Annotated in this window: 18 protein-coding genes and 1 pseudogene; 3 read left to right on the forward strand and 16 right to left on the reverse strand. The window is 69.2% G+C overall.

Going from position 1 to position 24,477, the window contains the following annotated elements; translation table 11 throughout:
• Window positions 1-170 precede the first annotated feature (170 nt).
• The gene (locus ABTZ89_RS13765) at window positions 171-1,739 is read left to right on the forward strand and encodes an alkaline phosphatase D family protein (RefSeq protein ID WP_351044122.1); all 1,569 of its coding nucleotides are present in this window, start codon (window positions 171-173) and stop codon (window positions 1,737-1,739) included.
• 50 nt (window positions 1,740-1,789) lie between these two features.
• Here ABTZ89_RS13765 and ABTZ89_RS13770 read toward each other — a convergent pair whose 3' ends face one another.
• The 10 genes from ABTZ89_RS13770 to dprE1 (ABTZ89_RS13815) form a co-directional block, all read right to left on the reverse strand.
• Window positions 1,790-3,058 (reverse strand): NAD(P)/FAD-dependent oxidoreductase, encoded by a 1,269-nt coding sequence (locus ABTZ89_RS13770; protein ID WP_351044125.1) that lies wholly within the window; start codon window positions 3,056-3,058, stop codon window positions 1,790-1,792.
• Entirely contained in the window at window positions 3,055-3,462 is a 408-nt protein-coding gene (locus ABTZ89_RS13775) for a GtrA family protein (RefSeq protein ID WP_270951599.1), read from the reverse strand. The genes ABTZ89_RS13770 and ABTZ89_RS13775 overlap by 4 nt, the downstream gene beginning before the upstream one ends.
• A complete protein-coding gene (locus tag ABTZ89_RS13780) occupies window positions 3,449-4,465 on the reverse strand; it encodes a glycosyltransferase family 2 protein (RefSeq protein ID WP_270951598.1) in 1,017 nt (338 codons plus the stop codon). The genes ABTZ89_RS13775 and ABTZ89_RS13780 overlap by 14 nt, the downstream gene beginning before the upstream one ends.
• A 2-nt stretch (window positions 4,466-4,467) precedes the next feature.
• Window positions 4,468-7,560, reverse strand: a complete 3,093-nt coding sequence (locus ABTZ89_RS13785) for an arabinosyltransferase domain-containing protein (RefSeq protein ID WP_351044129.1) — start codon at window positions 7,558-7,560, stop codon at window positions 4,468-4,470.
• Between the two features lie 214 nt (window positions 7,561-7,774).
• Window positions 7,775-10,912, reverse strand: a complete 3,138-nt coding sequence (locus ABTZ89_RS13790; RefSeq protein WP_351044132.1) for an arabinosyltransferase domain-containing protein — start codon at window positions 10,910-10,912, stop codon at window positions 7,775-7,777.
• Window positions 10,913-11,149: 237 nt separating this feature from the next.
• Window positions 11,150-11,539: a DUF4232 domain-containing protein gene (locus ABTZ89_RS13795; protein ID WP_351044135.1), complete on the reverse strand. Its 390-nt coding sequence runs from the start codon at window positions 11,537-11,539 to the stop codon at window positions 11,150-11,152.
• A 396-nt stretch (window positions 11,540-11,935) separates the two neighbouring features.
• Window positions 11,936-12,496, reverse strand: a complete 561-nt coding sequence (locus tag ABTZ89_RS13800) for a DUF4232 domain-containing protein (protein WP_351044138.1) — start codon at window positions 12,494-12,496, stop codon at window positions 11,936-11,938.
• A gap of 379 nt (window positions 12,497-12,875) precedes the next feature.
• On the reverse strand, window positions 12,876-13,637 hold the full coding sequence (dprE2, locus tag ABTZ89_RS13805) for a decaprenylphospho-beta-D-erythro-pentofuranosid-2-ulose 2-reductase (protein ID WP_270951590.1): 762 nt from the start codon (window positions 13,635-13,637) through the stop codon (window positions 12,876-12,878).
• The gene (dprE1, locus tag ABTZ89_RS13810; RefSeq protein ID WP_351044143.1) at window positions 13,634-14,986 is read right to left on the reverse strand and encodes a decaprenylphosphoryl-beta-D-ribose oxidase; all 1,353 of its coding nucleotides are present in this window, start codon (window positions 14,984-14,986) and stop codon (window positions 13,634-13,636) included. Before dprE1 (ABTZ89_RS13810) ends, dprE2 begins: the two co-directional genes overlap by 4 nt.
• An 8-nt stretch (window positions 14,987-14,994) precedes the next feature.
• Window positions 14,995-16,359, reverse strand: a complete 1,365-nt coding sequence (gene dprE1, locus ABTZ89_RS13815) for a decaprenylphosphoryl-beta-D-ribose oxidase (RefSeq protein WP_270951586.1) — start codon at window positions 16,357-16,359, stop codon at window positions 14,995-14,997.
• 200 nt (window positions 16,360-16,559) lie between these two features.
• Between dprE1 (ABTZ89_RS13815) and ABTZ89_RS13820 the strand changes: the two genes are divergently transcribed.
• The gene (locus ABTZ89_RS13820) at window positions 16,560-17,000 is read left to right on the forward strand and encodes a GtrA family protein (protein WP_351044147.1); all 441 of its coding nucleotides are present in this window, start codon (window positions 16,560-16,562) and stop codon (window positions 16,998-17,000) included.
• Window positions 17,001-17,228: 228 nt separating this feature from the next.
• Window positions 17,229-17,717, forward strand: coding sequence for an LppP/LprE family lipoprotein (locus tag ABTZ89_RS13825; protein WP_270951583.1), 489 nt, complete (start codon window positions 17,229-17,231; stop codon window positions 17,715-17,717).
• Here ABTZ89_RS13825 and ABTZ89_RS13830 read toward each other — a convergent pair whose 3' ends face one another.
• From ABTZ89_RS13830 to ABTZ89_RS38950, 6 genes and pseudogenes are all read right to left on the reverse strand, one after another.
• A complete protein-coding gene (locus ABTZ89_RS13830) occupies window positions 17,718-17,987 on the reverse strand; it encodes a hypothetical protein (RefSeq protein WP_270951582.1) in 270 nt (89 codons plus the stop codon).
• A 166-nt stretch (window positions 17,988-18,153) separates the two neighbouring features.
• Window positions 18,154-21,459, reverse strand: coding sequence for an arabinosyltransferase domain-containing protein (locus ABTZ89_RS13835; protein WP_351044151.1), 3,306 nt, complete (start codon window positions 21,457-21,459; stop codon window positions 18,154-18,156).
• Window positions 21,460-21,685: 226 nt separating this feature from the next.
• Window positions 21,686-22,600, reverse strand: coding sequence for a galactofuranosyltransferase GlfT1 (gene glfT1 / locus ABTZ89_RS13840; protein ID WP_270951580.1), 915 nt, complete (start codon window positions 22,598-22,600; stop codon window positions 21,686-21,688).
• A complete protein-coding gene (wzt, locus tag ABTZ89_RS13845) occupies window positions 22,597-23,415 on the reverse strand; it encodes a galactan export ABC transporter ATP-binding subunit Wzt/RfbE (RefSeq protein WP_270951579.1) in 819 nt (272 codons plus the stop codon). Before wzt ends, glfT1 begins: the two co-directional genes overlap by 4 nt.
• 13 nt (window positions 23,416-23,428) lie before the next feature.
• The gene (wzm, locus tag ABTZ89_RS13850; RefSeq protein WP_270951578.1) at window positions 23,429-24,292 is read right to left on the reverse strand and encodes a galactan export ABC transporter permease subunit Wzm/RfbD; all 864 of its coding nucleotides are present in this window, start codon (window positions 24,290-24,292) and stop codon (window positions 23,429-23,431) included.
• Between the two features lie 101 nt (window positions 24,293-24,393).
• Window positions 24,394-24,477, reverse strand: a pseudogene (locus ABTZ89_RS38950) (NAD-glutamate dehydrogenase domain-containing protein); the annotation flags it as partial.

The raw sequence follows: 24,477 nt of genomic DNA on the forward strand, positions 1-24,477 counted from the left end.
GTGATGTCCGGATTCGCCGGCGAGCGGGTCGGGGAAGACGTGAAGCACCAGAAATTCTGCGAAACGATGGGAGGGAGATCGGCTTGTTCATTTGGTGATCACCGGGAGGGCAGGAGGTCTTCACCGCTCGGGATGAGAGTTGATCTCGTTTCCCGAATTTGGAGGTCTTCGTGCCCGAATCCATCTCGCGGCGCAGCGTGCTGTTAGGCGGAACGCTCGCCGGTGCCGCTGCGCTGACCACCGCTGCTTCGTTCCCGGCCGCCGCGCTGCCCGGTGCTGGTGCTGCTCGGCGCGGCGAGGTCTTCACGCTGGGCGTCGCGTCCGGTGATCCGGCGCCGGACGGGGTCGTGCTGTGGACCCGCCTGGCCGCCGATCCGCTCGCCGAGGACGGCATGGGCGGGATGCCGGGCAAGACCCTCCCGGTGCAGTGGGAGGTCGCCGAGGACGAGCGGTTCACGCGCGTCGTGCAGCGCGGCGAGGCGCAGGCCGCGCCGGAGCTGGGGCACAGCGTGCACGTCGAGCTGGCCGGGCTGCGCCCGGACCGCGACTACTTCTACCGCTTCCGCGCCGAGGGCTCGCTGTCGCCGACCGGCCGCACCCGCACCGCGCCGCTGCCCAACGCGCTGACCAGCCTGTCCATGGCGTTCGCGTCGTGCGCGCAGTACGAGCACGGGTTCTTCACCGCCTACCGGCACCTCGGCGACGAGCACCCGGACCTGATCCTGCACCTGGGCGACTACCAGTACGAGTACAAGGCCGGGGACTACGTCGCGCCGAGCGGCAACCCGCGCGACCACGCCGGGCCGGAGACCGAGACGCTGGCGAACTACCGGCAGCGGCACGCCCAGTACAAGACCGACGCGGACCTCCAGCACGCGCACGCGGCCGCCCCGTGGGTCGTGGTCTGGGACGACCACGAGGTCGACAACAACTGGGCCGACGAGGTCTACGAGAAGCCGGAGAAGCCGCAGCCGAACTTCCTGGAGCGCCGCAAGGCCGCCTTCCAGGCGTACTACGAGAACATGCCGCTGCGCCGCGCGCAGGTGCCGCAGGGCATCGACCTGCGCCTGCACCGGCGGATCCAGTGGGGCCGGCTGGTCAACTTCCACATGCTCGACACCCGCCAGTACCGGGACGACCAGGTGGGCGGCGACAAGTTCCCGACCCAGGACCCGGAGCGCCTGAACCCGAAGCGCAGCCTCACCGGCGCCGAGCAGGAGCGCTGGCTGCTCACGGGCCTCCAGCAGTCGAACGCCCGCTGGGACGTGCTGGGCCAGCAGGTCATGTTCGCCGAGATCGATTACCTCAACGGCGAGGAGAAGGGCTACAACCCGGACGCCTGGGACGGCTACGTCGGTTCCCGCGAGCGGGTCGTCCAGGGCTGGCAGCGCGCCAAGGTCCGCAACCCCGTGGTCCTCACCGGCGACGTGCACACGCACTGGGCCAACGAGATCCACGACGGCGACAGGATCGTGGGAACCGAGCTCACCACCACGTCGATCACCAGCGGCGGCGACGGTTCCCCGGACCTGACCGACAAGGAAAAGGCCTACCTCCGCGAGAACCCGCACGTCCGCCTGTACAGCAACCAGCGCGGCTACATCAACACCGAGATCACCCCGGAAGGCCTGCGAGCGGACTACAAGGTCCTCCCGTACGTGTCGAAACCGGGAGCACCGGTGGAAACCCTGGCCTCCTTCGTCATCGAAGACGGCAAACCGGGCCTCAACAAGGCCTGACCGGAAGCGGCGCGCAGCCAGCGCTGCGCGCCGCTATCCACAGTGGACCATCACCGGTTGCTGAGGCCGAGGTGGTCGGTCACTTCGTGGGCCATGGCGATCGCGTAGGACTGGCCCCGGTCCTGGGGGTAGATCTGGGACATCGTCGCCAGGGTGACGCCGGGCATCTTCGTCCGGTGACCCGGGATCAGGGAGCGGTAGCGGGGGGTCACGATCGGTTGGGCGAAGGGCGCCTTGGAGAAGTGCCAGTTCTGGATCCAGGAGCGGTCGAAGTCCGGGTTCAGCTTGCGCAGCCAGGGGACGTAGCGCTCCAGGAGCTCGGCGGGGTCGGTGGTGAAGCGCCAGTCGTCGCGGGGCACGTAGTTGCCGACGTAGACGATGTGGCGACCGCCGTACTCGCTGGGATCGACCATGTTCGTCTGCTCCACGACGGCCAGGAACGGGAACGCCGTGTCGTTGACGTTCAGCCAGTAGTGCGGGATCACGCTGCGGTCGCACTCCAGGATGAAGCACGTCGCGCCCAGGTACTGGTTGCGCCACAGCACGTCGTCGTGCTCGATCCCGGCCGCTTCGGCGAACACCGGCTGCGGGACCGTGACGATGACCCGGTCGAACTCGTAGCTGCTGCCGTCGCCGGTGCCGACCAGCACCGTCGCGCCGGGCTGGCGGATGGTGGCCACCGGTTTGCCGAACTCGACCTTGCCGCCGCGCTCGGTCACCGCGTCCAGCAGCGCGCGGTAGACCTGCTCGAATCCGCCGTGCACGTAACCGAGTTCGAAGGTGCGGTAGTGGATCCTGGCCCACAGCCAGGCCATCGAGATCTGCTCGGCGTGGATGCCGAACTTGCCCACCAGCAGCGGTTCCCAGATGCTCTCGGTCACCCGCCGACCGGCCCAGCGGCGCATCCACTCCAGCGCGCGCACCGAGTTGAACCGCTGCCCGTTGCGCACCGCTTTCAGCGCCGCTGCTGACGCGCCGAAGCGGAACTTGTCCAGCAGCGAGAAACCCGGGAACCGCAGCATCTCCTGCGGGGTGCCGAAGTCGTGCAGCTGCCCGTCGGCGTACACACCGGTGGTGGGGCGGTGGAACCACAGCAGGTGGCCGAGCCCGAGCTCCTCGATCAGCCCGATCATCGCCCGGTCGGTGCGGAAGCTGTGGTGGTAGAAGCGTTCCAGCGGGGTGCCGCCGACCTCGATCGACGCGGCCAGTCCGCCGAGTTCGGCGGAGGCCTCCAGCACCGTCACGTCGTGCCCGGCCTTGACCGCGTCGTAGGCCGCGGTCAACCCGGTCGCACCAGCACCGACGATGCCGACTCTCATCCGAAGCTCCACTTCTTGTTGATGGTGTACTGGACGATCAGGACGATCGGCAGGGACGCGGCCTTGACCAGGTTCGGGTCGATGCCGAGCCAGCCGGAGAAGACCTGCAGCAGCACGAAGGTCAGGCCGATCCCGGCCAGGCCGACGGCGTAGAACCGCAGGAAGCGCACCAGGATCCGGTCCCGCTTGCGGAAGTTGAACAGCGCGTTGAGCACGAAGTTGTTGGTGATCCCGGCGGTCGTGCTGATCGCGTTGGCGACCTGCTCGTGCAGGCCGAAGGTGTTGTACAGCAACAGGAACAGCAAGTAGTCCAGCAGCACGCCGCTGGCGCCGATCATCGCGTAGCGCAGCAGCGACCGGCTGATCAGCGGCTCTCGCCGCGCCAGCTGCTCAGTCCGCGTCATGCCGGATCACATCCCGCACGATGTAGAGCGGGCGTTGCTGCACCTCGCTGTAGATGCGGCCGACGTAACTGCCGATCACCCCGAGCGAGAGCATCTGCAACCCGCCGAGGAACAGCATGGCGACCATCAGCATGGTCCACCCGGAGACCGTCACCGCGGGGAAGAACAGCCGTAGCGTCACCGCGTAGATGATGCCGAGCAGCGCCAGACCCAAGGTGATGAACCCCATCCGGGTGATCATCTTGAGCGGGACGGTGGAGAACCCGGTGACGCCGTCGGCGGCCAGCCGCAGCATCTTGCGCATCGGGTACTTGGTCTCGCCTGCGAGCCGCTCGTCCCGGTCGAACAGCACCTCGTGCTGCTGGAACCCCATCGAGGCGACCATGCCGCGGATGAACCGGCTGCGTTCCCGGAAACCGCGCAGCTCTTCGGCGGCGCGCCGGTTGAGCAGCCGGAAGTCGCCGGTGTCCACCGGGATGTCGACCTCCGCGCAGCGCCGCAGCACCCGGTAGTAGCCGGCGGCGGTGGCGCGCTTGAACGGCGTGTCCTGGCGGGTGCGGCGGCGCGCGGACACGATCTCCGCGCCGTCCTGCCAGGCGTCGATCAGCTCCAGGCTGACCCGCGGCGGGTCCTGCAGGTCGGTGTCCATCACGATCACCGCGTCGCCTGCGGCGTGGTCGAGCCCGGCGGTGATGGCGATCTGGTGGCCGTAGTTGCGCGCGAAGTCCACCACCCGCGCCCGCGGATCGTTCTTGGCGATGTCCTGCAGGGCTTCCAGCGAGCCGTCGCTGGATCCGTCGTTGACGTAGATGAACTCGTAGTCGAACTCGGGCCGGGTGGCCGTGGCCGCGGTGAGCTCCTCGTGGAAGCGCCGGATGCCGTCTACCTCGTTGAACACCGGCAGCACGTAGGAGACCAGCGCAGGACCGCCCGGGTCGCCGCTGCTGCGCGGTTCCTGCTGCGGCACCGGAATTCGGACCTGCTGGCGCATCGTGTCGGCCATGGTCACTCCCCTCGCCAACCCCACCGTGGAACAGGAACGCCCCGGACGTCGTATTCGTTGCCTGGCATCGGGTAATCCACCTCGATCAGGTGTCCCCATTCGGCGTACTCAGGGGTTTTCTCGACACCGAGTAGTCGGGTCGGCACTTCTTTCCGGTTACCGACTTCGCCCACGCCGGCGAAGGATCCGCCGATGCTGCGGGTGTACGCGGCGGTGCCGCCGAAGCCCGTGCCGCTGGGCGGCGTGACCAGGTACGCGGGCGGTTCGACGAGCCCACCGGCCATCCGCGGCATGTCCTGCAGGCACGGCGCGTTCCAGGTCATCGACCAGTCCACCAGGATCGGGGCCTTCCCCCGCAGGTACTCCGGCAGCGGCACGACGTCCCGCACGCGCGGCCCGGCGACCGCGAGCCAGCCGCTCGGATCGGTGGTGCCGTCCACGGCCCGGATCCGCACCGCGGTCGCTCCGGCCGGGATCTCCCGGGCGGGAACGGGCAGGTCGCGCCACGCAGGGTGGTCCTGCGGGCGGTCCTCCACCACGTGGTCGGTCGGGTAGGCCGGGCGCTCGTCCGCGTCGAGCCAGGTGTCGTCCAGGACGCGCTCGCCGAGGACGCCGCCGGCGGAGCCGAACTCCAGCACCACCCGGTTGCCGTCGCCGCTGCGCCCGGCGATCGCGACCGCGAGCTCCTGGTCCGGCGCGAGTTCGGGCAGCTCGAACCAGCCGGTGGTGAGTTCGCCGGTGGAGATCTGCCCGCCGTCGAGGCTGCCCCAGAGATCGCGGACTCCGCCGGGCGGGGCGAACTCCTGCGCGTACCCGGTTCCGGCGGTGAAGCCGCTGGCCTCGGCGGGACCCTGCGGGACCAGCGCGCCGCCCGGGACGTCCGGGGTCGCGACCACGTGGTCCGCGATGCCGCAGCTGCCGCCGGTCAGCGCGGCCAGGCCCTGACCGCCGATGGAGTAGGCGCCGGTCTGCCGGATGGGCGCGACGACGAACGAACCGAGCACGACCGCCACCGTCACCCCCACCGCGCCCACGCCGAGCAGCGCGGGAATTCGAACGAGCAGCCGCCTGGGCCGTTCCGCGTCGGTGCGTCCGAGTAGGACGGACACCGCCAGCAGCACGACCACCGCGAACAGCCACGACGCGGGACTGTCCAGCGGCCGCACCGGCTGCTCTCCCCATGGCACTCCGTACTGGGAGTGCAAGAACCAGTTGTTCTTTCCAGCGAACGTCAGCGCCGCGGCGAGCGCGGCGAGGGCGGAGCACAACGCACCCGCCACCAGCACCACCCGGTCGCGGGCGAAGTGCCGGGCGGCGGATGTGATCAGGACCGCACCTGCGGTCAGGGTAGCGGCTCCGACTGCGGCAAGCGCGCCGAAGTAATGCGTCCATTTGGAGGGTGTCGCGATCATCAGGGTGATGCTCAGCAGCAGGCACAGCGGCAGCGCGTGCGCCAGCGCCATGCCGGGCAGGCGGCGCGCGCCGCGCACCAGCAGCAGTCCGCTGAAGACCGCGACGACGGCGGTCAGCAGGATCGGTGCGCGTCGGGCGATGTCGCCTTGCAGGTCGAAGCCCAGCAGGTACTGGTAGCGCAGGATCTCCTCGAACCAGGGCACGTCCGGGCCGTAGTAGGAGTGCAGCTCGGTGGCCTTGCGGACGCCGAACAGCGACTGGTCGGCGAACATCGCCACCACGCCGACGGCGGCGATACCGCAGAGCAGGGCCGCGATCTGTGCGCTGAGCAGGCGTTTCAGGTGCGGGGCGAGCACCGCGAAGGGGACGAGCGCGGTCATGCCCATCGGGTTCACCGCGACCGAGAGCCCGGCGGCCAGCGCGGCGAGTCCGAGCGGGGCTACCCGGTCTCGTCGCACTGCTTGGAGGACGCAGGCCAGCACTGCGGCCAGGCCCAGCGCCTCGAAGGGTTCCGGGCGGACGCCCAGGCCGAACGGCAGCCACCAGGCCAGGAAGCTCACCGCCGCCAGCAGCCGGACCGGGCTGCGCCGGGCGTGCTCCGGGAGGGCTGCGCCGAGGATGCCGCGGCTGAGCAGGAACCAGGTCAGCAGCGCTGCGATCACGCTCGGGATGCGCATCGCCAGCGGGTTGGCGTTCCACGCGGCGACGGGTTCGAGCAGGTGCTGGACCAGCGTGAACGGGGCTTCGGAGGCGTTCTCCCAGCGGTAGTAGTTGCCGATGTCGCCGGTCAGCAGGCCGTTCCGCACGGTCATCGCGGCGAACGAGTCGTCCGGTGTGGTCGGTCCCAGCACCCACCAGCCGCCGAGGACCGCGATCAACCCGAGATCGACGAGGTACCCAGGAATCCTGGATCCCCTCCGAGGCTCCCGGGTCCGGGGTTCCGCAAATTCAATGGAAATTGGAGGTCCGATTTCAATGGAATTTGCGGAGCGGCGGCGGGACCGGTCGTGGGCGAGGAGGGCGGTGAAAGCCAGGAGGACGAGGGCGATTTGGGCTGCGATCAGGAGTTTTTTGAGCGCGGTGGGGGAGTTCTCGAACCAGTTCGCGGTGGTCAGCCGGACCTGGAGGCCGGCCGCCTGGTCGGGCGCGAGGTCGGTGGCGAACGCGACGACGTCCCGGACCAGGACGCCGGGGAGATCGACGGCCCGGTCGCCGATCCGTGCCTGGCTGCCCGAGGTGTCGGCGTCGATGGCGACGTCGCAGGCGGCCGAGATCGGCGCGCGGAGCGCTTCGCGGCCGCCGACCAGGACGATCACGTGGTCGGCGGCGGTGGTGACCGCGAAGCCCTCGGTGGGTTGACCTGGCGGTCGGCTGGCGACCAGCGTCGTCGGGGTGTCGCGCTGCTGACCAGCGCGGACCACCGGGCACGGGACCTGGACGTGGACCTCGGCCGGGTGGTACGGCACGACGAACGCCAGCGTGCTCTCCGGCAGCTGTCCGGCTTTCGGCCAGGTCACCGTGACCTGCTGGGTGATCACCGGTGCTAACGGCACGGCGAGCGCCACCAGCACGCCCATCACCCCGATGAGCAGTCCGAATCCCCCGGACGGGCGACGTTTTCGCGGGGCCGGTGCGGGCCGCGGGGGATCGAGCTCTGTTTTCAGGCCGCCCTGGTCCGCCACGATGTCCCCCGGTCAACTGGCTGGATGCGCAATGCGAACTAGTTTCAGCCAGTTCACCCGATCCCGCAGCACCTGAATGGGGGTCACCCGGTGGTTCCGAGATCCGCAGTTTCAATTGAAACTGCACATCCCAGGCACGACGGACCACAGTTTCAATTGAAACTGCGGTCCCACCCGGGCCACTTGCGGGTGGTCGTCGTGACCGGGTGTGGGGTCAGTGGGGTTTGAAGGGGTACGGCCGGTCGCCGTCGGCCCCGCCGATGACTTCTCGGGTGCGGGTCGTCGTGTAGTCGTCCCGTTGGGTGCCGTAGTGGACCGCGAAGAGGCGGCCCCAGGCCGTGCCGGGGGCGTCGCGGAGGCGGGTGGGGATCTCGATGCGGCGGGACAGCATCGTCGCGCCGGCGAAGACCCCGCCCCAGTCCGGGTCGACGGCCATGCCCCAGTCGCCCGACGGCGGGGTCACCATCAGCCGCGGACTGCTCGCGACACCGCCCGCCACCTGCGGGTAGTCGCTGCGGCAGGGGAACACGAAGCTCATCGTCCAGTCGATCAGCGCGGGCTTCTGCACGTCGAGCGCCTGGCGCAGCGGCACGACGTCGCGCACCACCGGGCCGCTCACCGACAGCCAGCCCTGCTCGTCGGTCGTGCGGTCCTCGGCGAGGATCCGGACGCGGTCCGCGCCGCGCGGGATGTCGCGGCCGTCGATGTTGTGCATCCGCCAGTCGCGGAAGTTCCGCCAGTCGAGCGGCCTCCCGTGGCGCGGGTCGTTGAACGGCAGGTCGGTCGGCGGCGGGTCGCGCAGCTCGCGGACCCCCAGCGATCGGTCCGCCGCGGCGAACTCCAGCTTCAGCGAGTTGCCCTGCTCGGGACGTCCTGCGATCCACAGCGACAGGGCCTGCTTGCTGGTCAGCTGCGGCATGCCGAACCACGGGCTGATCAGCGAACCGGTGTTCTGCGGTCCGCCGTTCAGGCTCGTCCACGAGTACTCGCTGGCCGACGTCGCCTGCACCTCGTCGCGCGGGCCGCGCTCGGGCTCGGTTTCCGGCGGTGTCACCTCCAGCGGCCGGCCCGATCCCGCGTTGCGCACATCCGCTTCCTGCGGCGGGGCACCGCCCGCGCTGAACCCGTCCAGCTCGGCTTCCCCGACCAGCGGCCACATCTGCTCGGCGATGGGCAGGGCCTGGACCTCGTCCTCCAGCCCGCAGTTGGGGCTCTGCCAGTTCATCCGCGCCACGGAGAACCGGTCGCCCATGACCTGCGGTGCCGCGGCGAACGAGCCGAGCAGCACCAGCACCGACGCCAACGCCGCACCGCTCAGCAGCGAAGCGGGCATGAGCGTCCACATGAGACTGTTCGTCGGCCGGGCCCGCACCTTGGCCCGGAGGCGCACAACGCTGAACACGACCAGTCCGACGAGGACGGCTCCGGCCAGCCAGAACGCCGGGCTGTCGAGCGGAACGTCCGGCCGCACCGGGGAATCCGACCAGGGCATGGCGAAATCGGACTGCATCGGCCAGATGTTGGGGCCCATGAACGACAGCGCCGCGGCCACCGCCGCCGCCAGAGCGCCGAACACGCCGAGCAGCAGCGATTCCCGCTTGGCGTGCTGGAGCTTGCCGACCCGCACCAGCACGACCGCGACCACCGCGAGCAGCGCCGCACCGACCCCGGCCAGCGATCCGAAGTGGTGGGTCCACTTCGACGGCGTCAACCACAGCGCGGCCAGCACCGCGACGACCGAACCGAGCAGCACCGGCAGATCGCCGACCCTCGTCCACCGGTGGACCTGCCGCATCGCGCACGCCCCGGCCAGCAGCGCGGCGGTGATCACCAGGAACACCGCCATCCGCTTCGCCGAGGTGCCCCAGATCCAGGTGCCCAGCAGCGCCGAGTACCGGTTGATCTCCTGGTACCAGCCCAGGCTCGGCCCGAACTCGTTGTGGATCCAGGTCGCCGCCACGACTCCGCGCCACGTCGAATCGGCGAACATCGCCACCAGACCCGTCGCCGCCAGGCACGCGGCCAGCGCCGCGCGGGTCGGCGCCAGGATCCAGCGCGGCAGCACGCCGGGCTGGACCAGCACCCGCCAGATGCGCGGCGCGAACACCAGCACGATCAGCAGCGCGCTGATGCCGGTCGGCGTGACGGCCGCGGTCAGCCCGGCGATCAGGGCCGCGATCCCGAGCCACAGCTGCGGGGCCCGCGTCCGGTCCAGCTTCAGCAGCGCCGCGACCAGCGCGGACGTGCCCAGCGCGAGGAACGCTTCGGGGCGGATGCCCAGGCCGAACGGCAGCCAGCAGGCCAGGAAGAACACCGCCGCGACCAGGTGCAGCGGGAACCGCCGGGCGCCGCGGCACACCGGCGCGACGATCCCGCGGCTGACCGCGAACCAGGTCAGCAGTCCGGCCACCGCGCTGGGCACCCGGAGCCAGACCGGGGACAGGTCGTCCGCCGACCACCACCGCATCAGGTGCTGGACCAGCGTGAACGGTGTTTCCGACGCGTTGAACCAGCGGTAGTAGTTGCCGATGTCCCCGGCGTCGTCGTAGTTGCGGACGGTCATCATCGCGAAGCCGTCGTCGTCGGTCAGCGGACCGATGACCAGCCAGCCCGCCAGCACGGCCGCGACGCCGACGTCCACCGGCAGCGGCGTGAGCGCCACCCGCAGGGAACCGAACGCCGGTGGCGCGTGCACGAGGAGCAGGAGCAGCGAGACGAGCGAGAGCACCAGCGCGGCGGTGATCAGCGCGCTCTTGAGCTCGGTGGGCGAGGTGTCGAACCACGAGAAGGTGCGGGCGGTGACCGAAACCCCGGTCAGCTGCCCGGGATCGAGGTCGGTGGCGAAGGTGAAGACCTCCGGCGCCGCGAGGCCGGGCAGCGCGATCGGCTGCCTGCCGTCGACGGTCACCTGCGAGCGCTGCGCGTCGGCGCTGATCTCCAACCGGCAGGCGTTCGGCGGCAGCTCGACCTGCTTCTGGTCGAGCAGCAGCTTCGGCTTGCCGTCCTCAGCGGTCAGCACCAGGCCTTCGCGGTCGCTGCCCGGCGGCAGCGTGGTGAGGACGGTGGTCCGCCCCGGCCGGTCGAGGGCGTTGCGCATCGTCGAGCACGGCACGGACGCCTCGAACGACGCCGGTCGGTACGGCGCGAAGAGCGCCGTCGTGGTCTCGGCTTCCGGGCCGGGCCAGTGCACTTCGGTGCGGTCCACCCACACCGGGGCGAACGGCAGCGATAACGCGCAGACCAGGCCGACGACGCCGACGCAGAGCGCGAGCAGGTGCGCCAGCCACCGCCCGAACCGGGACTCGGTCGGCGCGGCGGCCGGCCTGGTCTCGGCGGGTGGCTCGAGTTGCACAGAGCTGCTCGGGTGCTCCAACGGTCCTCCTGGCGTTGAACGGTGCGTCCGCCATCCTGGCGAACGCACTGCGCGATCACCGCTTTCGCGCGCCGAAATTCGTCCAGCCGATTGACGATCGGCACAACGCAAGAGGTTGCCCTTCCGGCGGGAAAAGCACATTTCGGCAGGTCCGCCGCACGCAACGAAGAGGACCCCTGCCGGAGATGGCAGGGGTCCTCTTCGGAGTTTGCTGGGTCAGCCCTTCTGCCAGCCGCTGACGGTGACCTCGTGGCCGCACAGGTCGAACACCTGGCCCGGCTGGTCGTTGAGCACCGGGTCCACCGATTTCGGCTTCTCGCCCGGCTGCAGCGACAGGTTCAGCGCCCACACCCGCGCGACGCACTGGTCACCGCTGGCCTGCCACTCGACGTCCGAACTGGCGGTCTCGCCGGGCTGCAGCGTGACCGAGCCGGAGCCGCCCGAGCCCTGCTTGTAGGTGACGTCCGAGACGCCGGTGCCGTCCCGGCCCATGAATTCCACCGTCGGGTAAGAGCTCTTCAGGGTGCAGGGATTTCCGCCATCGTTGGTGACCTCGAGATAACCGTCCACCGAGCCCGTCGTGGCGAGCCGGAACGACGTGTTCATCCGCTCCACATCGCAAGCGGAGACGTCATCGCCGGAATCGGTCGAACTGCTCGTTTCCGCGGATTCGGATGATTCCGGGGAACTCGTCGATTCGCTCTGCTCGCTGGGAGTTTCGCCGGACGTGTTGCTGCTCTGCTGCGTTTGCGGTGCTTGCTGGGACTGCGACTGCGGAAGGTCGCAGGCGCTGAGCGAAGCAACGCAGATAGTCGCTGCGGCGATGGTCTTCCCGATGGTGCGTAAGTGCATTTCTCCGAATCCCCCGAACATGTGGGTTCAATCACTTCCTGAACCCATAGACGCGCAGCCGCAGCCGCAGTTCCAAGAACTGATCGGTGATCTGGATCACGGCGCTGTTCGTCCTTTTTCAACTCGGACGAACAGCGCGCGCCGGAGCGGTCAGCCGCGCCGCCAGCCGTCGGCGGTGACCTCGTTGCCGCACAGGTCGAACACCCAGGGCTTGTCGTTGAGCATCGGGTCGACCGACTTGGCCGGGTCGTCCGGCCGCACCTTCAGGCCCATCGCCCAGACGCGGGCCACGCAGTCGTCGCCCATGTCCTTCCAGTCGAGCTCTGCGGCGGCGACCTCGCCAGGCGCGAGCGTGAGCGGATGGGTGCCGGGCTCGCCCTGCAGGTAGGTGACGTCCTCGACCGGCTGGGCGTCCCGGTTGAGGAATTCGATGGTCGGGTAGTCGCTGTCCAGCACGCACGGCTCGGAGCCCTCGTTGGTGACCGAGACGTAGCCGGCGGCGGAACCGGTCGTGGAGAGCACGAACGACGGCTTCAGCTGGTCCGCCGCGCAGTCCGCGGGGCCGCCGGAGCGCCCCTGGCCGCTGCTCCCGTTGGCCGCGTTGTCGACCTGGAGCGAATTCGACGACTGCTGCGCGTTCCCGCACGCGCTGAGCGAGACGACGCAGACCGCTGCCGCGAGCAGTGCTTTTCCGGTGGTGTGCAAGCGCATTTTCCCCAGCTCCCCTGAACATGTGCCGTCAGCTGCTTCTCGTTCGGAAGACGTGCGGTGGCGGTCGCAGTTCCAAGGAGGGGTGAGTGATGCGCATCACAGCGCAATGGTGAGCGAACGGACGTTCCGTGGGCCCTCCGTACAGCAGGGCAGGTGGAGGGCCCACGGACGCGGGCGCCCGGTGAACCCCACTTCTCCAGGCATCCGCGCTTCCCCCAGCGCGGAGCGCGTCGGGAAGATCGGGCAGCGCAACAGCGCCGTCACACAGCTGATCGCTCCAGGACCCCGCAACGTTGCCCGGAAGACCAAAACGTTACCGGGCCCGGAACGACGAACGGGGCCACCGGGACGATCCCGGTGACCCCGTTCGGGAAGCAGATCAGATCGGCAGCTTGCGGAAGATGGCGCGCGGCACGTGCCGCAGGATCGTCATCACGAACCGGAACTGCGCGGGGGCGTACACCACCGGGCTGCCCTTGCGGACGCCGTCCACGATCGCCTTCGCGACGCTCTCCGGGGTGTTCGCCATCGGCGCGGCCTTCATGCCCTCGGTCAGCTTGGTGTGCGTGAAGTTCGGCCGCACGACGGTCACCTTGACGCCGTGCTCCTCCAGCGCGTAGCCCAGGCCCGAGAAGAACACGTCCAGACCGGCCTTCGACGAGCCGTAGACGAAGTTCGACCGCCGCGCCCGCTCACCGGCCGGGGAGGACATCACCGCGAGGTTGCCGTGGCCCTGCTTGCGCAGCCGATCGGCCAGCAGCACGCCCAGCGACACCGGGGCGGTGTAGTTGATGTCGGCCACCGCGCGGGCCGCCTCGACGTCGGTCCAGCCCTTCTCGTTGTCGCCCTGGATGCCGAAGGCGATCAGCGTGACGTCGACGTCGCCGTCGGCGAACGCCTTGTCGATGACCTCGGCGTGGGTCTCGGGCTTGCGGGCGTCGAAGGTCAGGATCGACACCGTGCTGCCGGTCTTGCGCAGCGACTCGGCGGCCGCGTTCAGGCGCTCCTGCTCCTCGGGGCGGTCGGCGAGGATGATCCGCAGCGGGCGGGCTTCGGCGTACTTCTTCGCCGTCGCCAGCGCGATGTCGGAGGTGCCGCCGAGCACCAGCAGGGACTGGGGGTTTCCAACTGCGTCGATCACAGCTCAAGCCTCCGGCTCATGTCTGAAGCGAAAATGCCTTCGGGGTCAACGGTCTGGCGGATCTTCCGGAACTCGTCCACCCGCGGGTACATCTGGTGGAAGGTCGACGCCAGGGTCCGCGAGTCCTTCGCGGTGTACAGCCGACCGCCCAGCGCCAGGACGTCCTCGTCCAGCTCGAGGCAGAACCGGCTCAGGCCGTCGACGATCGGGAAGTCCAGGCACACCATCCAGCCCGGGTGCGGGTAGGACAGCGGTGCCCGGTTGCCCTCACCCATCTTCTTGATGACGTTGAGGAACGAGACGTGCCCGGAGTGCGAGATCTTGCGGAGGATCCGCTTGAGCTCCTCTTCCTTGCCGTAGGGCACGGAGAACTGGTACTGCGCGAAGCCCTGCGAGCCGTAGGCCCGGTTCCACTCGCCGATCAGGTCGAGCATGTGGTAGAAGCCGCTGATGTTCTGGATCAGGTCCCGGCCGCGCTTCGGGGTCTTGCGGTAGTACAGCTCGCCGATCGCGCTGAACGTGAGCTTGTTGCCCAGCCGCGGCGGGAAGACGTCCGGCAGCGTCAGCAGCTGCGGGGCGTCGAACTTCAACGGGTTCGCGCGCAGCTTCGGCGGCAGCTGGTCGACGGTCGCCAGCGAGCCGCGACCGAACGCGGCGCGGCCCATCTTCGGGCCCGTCGAGATCGAGTCGAACCACGCCGACGAGTAGGTGTACTTGTCGTCCGAGCCGTCGTCGAACAGCTCGATCGTCTCGTCGAGGTTCGCCGTGCGGTCCACGTCGGCGAGGAAGTACGCGGTCTCGGTCCGGGTCATCTTGATCTTCGCCCGGAGCACGATGCCGGTCAGGCCGATGCCCGCGACGGTGGCCCAGAACAGCTCCTGCTCGGGGCCCTCCGGGGTCAGCTTGCGCACCTGGCCGTCGGCGGTGAGCAGGTCCATCTCCACCACGTGGTTGCCGAAGCTGCCCGCGCTGTGGTGGTTCTTGCCGTGGATGTCGTTGGCGATCGCGCCGCCGATGGTGACCTGGCGGGTGCCCGGCAGCACCGGGACCCACAGGCCGTACGGCAGCGCCGCCTTCATCAGCTGGTCCAGGCTGACACCGGCGTCGACGTCGACGATCGCGGTGTCCGGGTTGATCTCGTGGATCCGGTTCAGCCGCGTCATGTCGACGACCACACCGCCGGCGTTCTGCGCCACGTCGCCGTAGCTGCGGCCCAGGCCGCGGGCGATGACGCCGCGCTCGTCGGCGGTGCGGACCGCTTCCGCGATCGCGTCGAGGTCCGTGGTGCTGAGCACGCGCGCCCGCGAAGGAGCGGTGCGCGCCCAGCCCATCAGGTCCTTGGTTTCCATTGCTGGGGTCACAGGTGAAGCCTCCGGGACAGGTCGGAGCGGAAGACGCCCTCCGGGTCGACCGCGGCGCGGATCTTGCGCCATTCCTCGATGCGCGGGTACATCTGCTCGATCATCTCCGCCGAAGTGCGGGATTCCTTGGCCAAGTACAGGCGGCCGCCTGCTTCCAGGACCATGTCGTCCAGCTCCCGGCACAGCCGGTCCAGGCCCGGCGTGACGGGGATGTCGACGGTGAGCGTCCAGCCCTTGCGGGGGAACGACATCGGCGCCTGGTTGCCCTCGCCGAACGTCTTGAGCACGTTCAGGAAAGAGGCGTGGCCGGAGGCGCTGATCTTGTCGATCGAGCGGCGGAACGTCGCCTCCTGGCCGAACGGCACCATGAACTGGTACTGCAGGAAGCCGTTCGGGCCGTAGATCCGGTTCCACTCGCCGACCAGGTCGAGCGGGTGGAAGAACTGGGTGATGTTCTGCACCGCGCCGAACTTCGTCGGCGCCTTGCGGTACCAGACCTCGTTGAACGCGGTGATGGTGAACTTGTTCACCAGGCCGTTCGGGAAGATCGGCGGGGTGGTCATCAGCTGCGGCGCGTTGAACTTCAGCGGGTCCTTGCGCAGCTTCTTCGGCAGGTCCTCGAGCTTGGCCGAGTTGCCGCGGGTGAGCAGCGCGCGCCCCATCTTGTCGCCGCGGGCCAGCGAGTCGAACCAGGCGACGGAGTAGACGTAGTTGTCGTCCGAGCCATCGGTGAAGTGCTCGAGCAGCTCGTCGAGGTTCTTGGTCTGCACGTTGTCGACCAGGAAGTACGAGGTCTCGACGCGCTTGAGCTTGATCGTCGCCTTGAGCACGATGCCGGTCAGGCCCATCCCGCCGACCGTGGCCCAGAACAGCTCGGAGCCCTCGCCGTCCGGGGTCAGCGTGCGGACCTCGCCGTCGGCGGTGAGCAGGTCCAGGGACAGCACGTGGCTGCCGAAGGAGCCCTGCGAGTGGTGGTTCTTGCCGTGGATGTCGGCGCCGATCGCACCGCCGACGGTGACCTGCCGGGTGCCCGGCAGCACCGGGATCCACAACCCGTGCGGCAGCAGCCTGCGCATCAGGGTGTCCAGCGAGACCCCGGCGTCCACGACCACCGTGGCGTCGTCCACGTCGATCTGGTGCACCCGGTCGAGGGCGGTCATGTCGATGACGGTGCCGCCGGCGTTCTGCGCCGGGTCGCCGTAGCTGCGGCCCAGGCCGCGGGCGATGACCCCGCGCTCACCTGCCTCGAGGACCGCTCGGGCGATCGTCTCGACGTCCGGGGTGCTCACCACGTGCGCCTGGGTCGGCGCCGTGCGCCCCCAGCCCGTCAGCGTCTGAAGCTCGTCGTTTGCCGATCCCACCCAGCCGAGTCTATCCGCGCAACGGCGACCGACCGCCGCGGGTGCGCGCGGTCTCCGGTGATGTGCGATGCGTCATCGCTACACTCGTCGGGACGTTCGCGGAGTTCCGGACTCCCGCGTCTTCGGCGTCCAGCCGGGTGCGCCCGAGCGAAGAAGCCCTGGGCACCGAACGACCTGTCGTCGATTCCCGAGGTGAACCAGTGGCCGTGGCCGAAGCCCAGACGGACCAGGCGGAGCCCAAGCGCCTAGGCGTTGTGAATCAGCTTATCCGATTCGTCGCTATTGGTGGCTTCTGCGCCATCATCGACGCGGGGGTCTACGCGCTCCTGCTGTCGTTCGGCTGGCCGAACTGGACCTCCAAGGCGGTGTCGTTCATCCTCGGCACCACCGCCTCGTACCTGATCAACCGGAAGTTCACCTTCAGCGGGGCGAGCACCGGCAACGCCAAGGCGAAGGCGCTCGGCTTCGCGGTCGTCTACACCGCGACGTTCTTCGTCAACGTCGGCACCAACCAGCTGCTGTACCTGACGCTGCCCGACTTCGACCCGCAGCTGCGCTACGCGGTCTGCTGGATCGTCGCTCAGGGCCTCGGCACCCTGATCAACTTCGTGATGCTCAAGTGGGTCGTCTTCCGGGACTGACCGGCTCGGCACCGCTGCGAAAGCCTGCACGAAAGCTCCGTTTCCCCTGGTCAAAGACCGTGAGTACTTTGGGTTGCTATAGCCCCCCAAAGTACTCACGGGGCCTGACCAACGGAGACGGAGCTTTTTGCTGCGCCGGGGCCGGGTTTGCGGGAACGGTTGGGCCACGTCGCGCGTCGGACCGGACGAAGCGGGCCGGTGGGGTGCCCGCGGGTTTCGGAGGTTCTGGTGCGTCGTTCCGCGGGACTGCTGTCCCTGCTCGTCGTGTTGCTCGCCGGCTGCGGTCAGGCGCCTGAGCCGGCGCCGCCCGCGCCGACGACGCAGGCGCCGTCGACGAAGGAGGCCGAGGAGTTCGACCTCGCCGCCGCGATGGCCGAGATCGAGGCGGACGGCTTCACCCCGACCCCGCCGGAGGGCGAGCTCGCCGGACCGGTCCGGGCCATCCACGCGATGTGCACGGGCAGCGCGAACGGCCGCTGCCAGGCCGTGTTCTTCTTCGACGGGCAGCGGCTGGCGCAGAAGATGGAGGTCGGCCTGGTGAGCATCGTCTCCCAGGACGGCACGGCGGTCCGGGTCGAGTTCCCCGTCTACAACGCCGACGATCCGGGCTGCTGCCCGAGCGGCACGCCGACCCGGCACACGATCCGGCTGGTCGGCGGCCAGCTCCAGGCCGATCCGCCGGTCGGCTTCGACCCGAACCGCCCCGGCGACTTCTGATCAGTTGCGGCGGAAGCCGGTGCCCCGGGCCGGGGCACCGTAGGCGTTGGCGTCGGAGCGCGTCGTCTCGACGTGCGCCGTGGCCACGTGCGCGAAGTTCACCGCGAAGCTGCCGCCGTCGGCGGTGGTGAGCGCCTTGGTCTCGCCGTTGGCCATCAGGTCGGCGAGCACGTCGCGCAGCACGTCCGCCTCGGACTGGTCGAGCGCGATGTGCAGCGGCTGGCTCACGCCCGCGAGGTGCAGCACCAGGCCGGGTCGCAGTTCGGGCATGGGAACCCCCAATCGCAGTGGTCCCCGACGGTCGAGGACCCGGATCCCAGAGCACCACGCCGATCCCGGCCGCAACACCCGGTTTCACCCTCAGCGGAGGACCGACCAGCGCATTTCGCCCACGGCGTACCGGTGAGGGGCTCCCGAACCCGGGAGCCCCCAGCCGTCACTGGTCGGGTTCCTGCTCCTCCGGAGCCTCGAACGCCTTGACGTCGTTGCGGTCGTCGCTGCTCGGGACGTCGCCCGGCAGGTGGACCGTCTTCGACAGCGGGCCCGGCGTCCAGTTGCCCCAGTGCGTTTCGGTGTGCACGTCCATCGCCGCCTGGGCGGGCAGGGCGTCCGGCTCGTACGGGTCCACCGCGTACAGCGAGCCCCAGTCCCGGTGGATGTTGTTCTTCAGGTACGTCGGCAGCTCGCGCATGCTGGTCGCCACGTTGAGCCAGCCGAACGGCCCGCCCGCGTCCGGCGACGACCAGCCCTGGCCGATCTCGCGCACCTCGGCGCCGGCCGACACCCGGAACTTCGGGATCTCCGCCACACCGTTGTGCACGCCCGGCAGCTGCAGGCACGGGTGCACCAGCGCGCCGGTCCACTCCACGAACGTCGGCTGGTCGCCGACGAAGTCGGTCATGTTCACCAGCTGCGGCGCGCGGGGCGCGCTGACCGCGATCCAGCCGTTCGGGCCCAGCGAGTTGTCGGTGGCCACGATGCGCATCTTGGTGGCGCCCTCGGACAGGCCGCCGACCGTGTAGCGGAAGTCGCGCCAGCCCGGGCCGCCCGGCTGCACCACGAACTTGCGGGCGGTGACCAGGAACCCGTCCGGGGTGTCGTGGCCGAACTCCAGCGCGATCGAGTTCGCGCCGAACTCGTTGCCGGCAAGCGAGATCACCACCGGCACCTCACCGGTCTGCGCGCGCTCCGGCAGGTCGTACCACTGGGTGCGCAGCTCACCGGTGCCGGTGCCGGCCGGGTCGTAGCTGCCCCACACCGGCGCCCGGTCGTTGCCGAACTGGTGCGGCGGCTTCCAGTCGGGCTCCTCCGGGTCGGTGCCGTCGCCGGCGGGCAGGCCCGGTCGGTTGAACCCGACCATCTTGGCCCGCATGTACTGGTCGATGTCCTCCTTGCCCTCCAGCCGGTCTGGCGGGATCGGGATGCGCACGTCCTGCGACGGCGCGCCCTTGCTCGGCTGCTCGGGGGACACGCGCAGCATGCCGGACTGCGGGTTGGTCTCCACGTAGACGTAGTCCGACAGGCCGCAGCTGGAACCGACGATCTGCTTCACGTTGTCGGAGCCCATGCTGTAGCTGCCCCACTGCTTCTGGATGACCTTGCCGAAGTTGGCCAGCTCGAACAGCACCAGCAGCGCGCACACGATCGACAGCGGCGCGGTGCCCAGCCGCAGCGCGCGGCTGCGCTTCTCCTCGCGCCCGAAGCTCTCGTCGACGACCTTGGGGTTGTTCTCGTCGATGCGCAGGTGCTCGATGAACGCCACGATCAGCGCGATCGCCGCGATCCCCAGGAAGATCGTGCTCAGCTTGTAGCCGGCGAGCTGCGGCGGCATGTTGAACCAGGGCACGCCCCAGCCCGAGACGTACCACCAGGCGTTGGGGCCGGTGGCCGCGAACGCCAGGATCACCATCAGCATCGCGACGAACACCGCGCGGTTGCGCTTGGACCGCAGCACCGTGCTGCTGGTCGCCAACGCCGTCAGCGCGGCCAGCGCGCCGCCGAACGCGGCGAAGATGCCGAAGTGGTGGGACCACTTGGTGGGGGTGAGCACCAGCACGCCGAAGGACATCGCGGTGATGGCCAGCAGCCGCCGGCTCGGGCCCAGCGCCGCGCCCCGGATCCGGCTGCGGCGCAGCAGCACGACCGCGCAGGTGACCAGGCACAGGATCACCAGCAGCACCGGGAAGCGCCGCGTCATCGAGCCGTCCGGCGTCGCGCTGAACAGCAGGTTGTAGCGGCTGAGCTCCTCGTACCAGCTCTGGCTCGGGCCGAGGTCGGTGCGCAGCTCGGTGGCGTCCATGACCGACTTGTACGTCTGGTCGGAGAACACCAGCGTCAGGATGATGAACCCGGACGCGGCGATCGGCGCCAGCACCGGCAGCCAGCCGAACTCCTGGGCCCGTTTGCGCACCAGCCGGAACAGCGGCTTGAGCGCGGCGATGAACGGCAGCACGGACACCATGCCGTGCGGGTTCGCGCCCACCGACAGCGCGGCGACGACCAGGCCCAGCGCGGCGGGCATCAGCCGCCCGGTGGCCACGGCGCGCTCGACGGCGCACAGCGCCAGCAGCGAGAACAGCACCACGACCGGCTCCGGGCGCAGGCCGTTGTTGTAGGGCAGCCAGAACGCCAGGAACACCGCGGCGGCGGCCCAGCCGGCGGCGTTGGAGCGCCGGACCTGCTGGCCGAGCCGGGGCAGCACCTCGCGGCTGATCAGCAGCCAGGACACGATGCCCATCAGCAGCGCGGGCAGGCGCACCCACGGCGTCGCGGTGGAGATCTGCACCCACAGCGCGTAGAGCTCGTAGAACCAGCCGAACGGCGCTTCCGGCACGCCGAACCAGCGGAAGTAGTTGCTGACGTAGCCGAAGCTCTCGCGCGCCCGCGCGATCGTCAGGATGTAGCCGTCGTCGGAGGTCATGGCGCCGATGGCCCACCAGACGACGAGCGAGCCGATCACCGAGACGTCCCGGAACGTCGGCTTCCACCACTTGGCCGGGGCCCACTTCGGGGGCCGCCGCCCGGCGCGCACGTCCAGCCGCCGCAGGCAGACCAGGGAACCGATGAACGCCACCACGGCCAGCGCGATCACGACGATCTTGAGGGTGGTCGGCTGGCTCTCGTAGCGGTTGTCGACGCGGGCCTCGAACGACAGGCCGTGCACGTTGTCGATGCCGTCGTTGAGACCGGAGTAGATGCCGGTCAGCTGCGGGCGCTGGTCGCCGTGCAGGTCCGCCAGCGACTCGCCGCCCGCGGTGGCGGTGGTCTCGTAGGCGTCGGACTTCAGCGCGATCGTGCAGTCGCCGTCGGGCAGCGGCGCGGTGCCGACCTGCTGGCCCTTGTTGAGCAGCGTCAGGTGGCCGTTGTCGACCTGGAGGACTAAGCCGGTCAGGTTGCCGTAGTCGGAGGACGGCGGATTGGTGCTCAGCAGGGTGCCGGGGCCGTTGGTGCGCTGGTCGAGGCTGCGCGCCGAGGCGCACGGCACGTCGGCCTTCAGCCACACCGGCGAGTAGCTCACCAGCGGTGCGGACACCGACTTGGTGCCTTCCGCCGTCGGCCACTTCAGCGTGGTGATCTCGTAGTTGACCGGGAGGAACGGCACCGACAGGGCGAGCACCGTGCCGAGCAGTCCGAAGATCGTCGCGAACAGCTTGAGCCGCTTCGCGGACGGTTGCCGCGTGTTCACCTCGGCGCGCGCCGGATCATCGTCCGTTCGGCGGTTTTCCTCCTGGTCACTGAGCACGGGTGGAGAATAGTAGTTGCTGGTCCGGGGCTTGCCGCGGCACTCGGCGGGTGTGCAGAACACCACCCCGGGTAACGCCGTGAGCTGCGAACTCAGGTTGCTCTCAGGTCACTCTCAGTGTTTCGTGACCGGTCGGTGACAGTTTTCCGTTGCGCCGCAACTCGTTCAGGAACGTCGTGAGCGCGCAGCCGGGCCCGAACCCCGCTACGCGCTCACGAGACGACGATCAACGGCGGAAGAACTGCTCCCGCTGGCCCTGGCGGACCAGCCGCAGCCACTCCTTGAAGGCCTTCGGGTCGCGCTTCTGCCCCACGAAGTACAGGCCGAACCGGGCGATCTCCAGCGCCCCGATCTTGCGCATCCCCGGCTGCGACATCAGGTAGCCGCGGTTGCGGTAGGTGTAGTAGCGCTTGTTCGCGTCCGACGGGTCCTGCGCGTGGAACCGGCCGCCCAGCATCGGCTTGAACTCCGCCGAGCCGTCCGGGTGCAGGAAGCGCGTCCGGAGCGTGGTGCCGAACGGCAGCCCGGAGCGCACCACCCGCCGGTGGATCTCCACCTCGTCGCCGCGGAAGAACAGCCGGTAGTCCGGCACACCCACCACGTCCAGCGTCGAAGCGCGGAACAGCGCGCCGTTGAACAGCGACGCGATGCCGGGCAGGAAGTCGCCCTCGCCGAGTTCGCTGACCCGCCGCTTCCAGGTCAGACCGCGGCGCATCGGGAACGCCAGCTTGTCCGGGGTGTCGATGTTGACGACCACCGGCGACACCGCGGCCAGCCGCCGCTTGGTGGCGACGTCCAGCAGCGTCTCCAGCGCGTGCTCGTCGGCCGGACGGCCGTCGTCATCGCCCAGCCACACCCACTCGGCGCCCAGCGACAGCGCGGTCAGCATGCCCAGCGCGAAGCCGCCGGCGCCGCCCAGGTTGCGCTGCGAGGCGATGTAGGTCGACGGGATCGAGCAGTCGGCCACCACGTCCTCGGCGGACTGGTCCGGCCCGTTGTCGACCACCACCAGGTGGTCCGGCAACCGCGTTTGGCTCGCGATGACCTTCAAGGACTCGGCCAGCAGCTCGCGACGGTGCCTGGTGACGATCACCGCGACTACGGACCCGGCAGGCAGCTGCTGTGCGGAGTCGGTGCTCATGCGCCTTCTTTGCTCCCGATCGTGGCCGCGGATTCGCCGATCCGGGCCAGGGTTTCCTCGCTGAGGTACTCGAAGGGGTCGTAACCCTTGTAGTGCGTCAGGACCTCGCGCAGCGAGCCCTGTTCGCGCATGCCGCCCTTGTCCATCCAGATGGCGGAGCTGCACAGCTCGATCAGGAACTCGTCGGAGTGCGAGGCGAACACCAGGATGCCGGACCGCTTGACCAGGTCGTTGAGCCGGTCCCGGGCCTTCTCCAGGAACTCCGCGTCGACCGCGCCGATGCCCTCGTCCAGGATCAGGATCTCGGGGTCGATCGAGGTCACCACGCCGAGCGCCAACCGCACCCGCATACCGGTGGAGTAGGTGCGCAGCGGCATCGCCAGGTAGTCGCCGAGCTCGGTGAACTCGGCGATGTCGTCGATCCGCTTCTCCATCTCCTTGCGGCTCATGCCGAGGAACAGACCGCGGATGATGATGTTCTCGTACCCGGAGATCTCCGGGTCCATGCCGACGCCGAGGTCGAACACCGGCGCGACCTTGCCGACCACCCGCGAGCTGCCCCGGGTCGGCTCGTAGATGCCGCTGAGCAGGCGCAGCAGGGTGGACTTGCCGGCACCGTTGTGGCCGACCAGGGCCACCCGGTCACCGTGCCGCAGCGACAGGTTGATGTCGTGCAGCGCCTCGATGATCGGCACCCGGCTGTCGGTGCCGATCTTGCCGCCGGCCTTGCCGAGCACGGCCTTCTTCAACGAGCGGGACTTCGCGTCGAAGATCGGGAAGTCGACCGCAGCGTTCCAGACGTCGATGCTGACCACAGTTCGACCTCACTCAGACCCAGTAGGAGATGCGGGAGCGGTAGTTGCGCAGCACGACCAGGGCCACTGCCCACCCCACGACGGTGAACACACCGACGATCAGCCAGTGGTGCCACACGATCGGGCTGCCCAGCATCGGCTGCCGGATGATCTCCAAGAAGTGCATGAACGGGTTGATCTCGGCCAACCGGGCGCGTTCGGCGATCGCGGGGTTCGGGTTCGTCTTGAACTGGTCGTAGTTCCACACGATCGGCGTCATGAAGAACATCAGCTGCACGATGCTCTGCGTGACCGGCGGGATGTCCCGGAACCGGGTCGAGATGGTGCCCACCACGATGATCACCCACGCACCGTTGATCGCGATCAGTGCGAACGCCGGGATGGCCAGCAGCACCGTGAGGGACAGCGGCTTCGGGAAGATCATCAGCAGCACGAAGTAGACGGCGAGGTTGTGCAGGAAGAACAGCACCTGCCGCCACAGCAACCGCAGCACGTGGATCGAGACCGGCGCGGGGAGCTGCTTGATCAGCCCCTCGTTCGAGATGAAGACCTCGGAGCCCTCGTTGACGCAGTTGGAGATGAAGCCCCAGATGATGAACCCGACCGCCAGGTACGGCAGGTGGTCTTCCAGCTTCGTCTCGAACAACTGCGAGTACAGCAGGCCGAGCGCCATGACGGTGACGGCCATGCTGATGGTGATCCACAGCGGGCCGATCACCGAGCGCCGATAGCGCTGCTTGATGTCCTGCCAGCCGAGGTGCGCCCACAGCTGTCGCTGGCTGTAGGCGTCGCTGATGTCCTTGAAGGCTTTCCGCCAGGTCTGCGACGAAGTCTCGGGCGGAGCTTCTGGGCGGTCTACCGTGCTCGTGGACTGCACAGTGAGCCAGAGTACCGATCGATGGTGGCTGCTCCGGGCCAGGGCATCACTCGACCGTGCAACCGGTGGAATACCCTCCGCCGTCCGCCCCGGGGCCGCATGACCTCGTGGTCGGAGCAGTCCACCCCGGCCGAGTTGTCCAGCGCGTCGGTGTTGACCTTGCCGCCCGCGCGGGCGAACTCGAT

The sequence above is a fragment of the Saccharopolyspora sp. NPDC002686 genome (assembly GCF_040295745.1).
Classification (GTDB): Bacteria; Actinomycetota; Actinomycetes; order Mycobacteriales; family Pseudonocardiaceae; genus Saccharopolyspora; species Saccharopolyspora oryzae.

Bases quoted from the DNA above. Each gene is read 5' to 3' on its own strand.
- ABTZ89_RS13775 (WP_270951599.1), bottom strand. From the start codon at position 3,462: ATGACGCGGACTGAGCAGCTGGCGCGGCGAGAGCCGCTGATCAGCCGG.
- ABTZ89_RS13770 (WP_351044125.1), bottom strand. From the start codon at position 3,058: ATGAGAGTCGGCATCGTCGGTGCTGGTGCGACCGGGTTGACCGCGGCC.
- ABTZ89_RS13795 (WP_351044135.1), bottom strand. From the start codon at position 11,539: ATGAACACGTCGTTCCGGCTCGCCACGACGGGCTCGGTGGACGGTTAT.
- ABTZ89_RS13800 (WP_351044138.1), bottom strand. From the start codon at position 12,496: ATGCGCTTGCACACCACCGGAAAAGCACTGCTCGCGGCAGCGGTCTGC.
- ABTZ89_RS13830 (WP_270951582.1), bottom strand. From the start codon at position 17,987: ATGCCCGAACTGCGACCCGGCCTGGTGCTGCACCTCGCGGGCGTGAGC.
- glfT1 (WP_270951580.1), bottom strand. From the start codon at position 22,600: ATGAGCACCGACTCCGCACAGCAGCTGCCTGCCGGGTCCGTAGTCGCG.
- ABTZ89_RS13780 (WP_270951598.1), bottom strand. From the start codon at position 4,465: ATGGCCGACACGATGCGCCAGCAGGTCCGAATTCCGGTGCCGCAGCAG.
- dprE1 (WP_351044143.1), bottom strand. From the start codon at position 14,986: ATGGAAACCAAGGACCTGATGGGCTGGGCGCGCACCGCTCCTTCGCGG.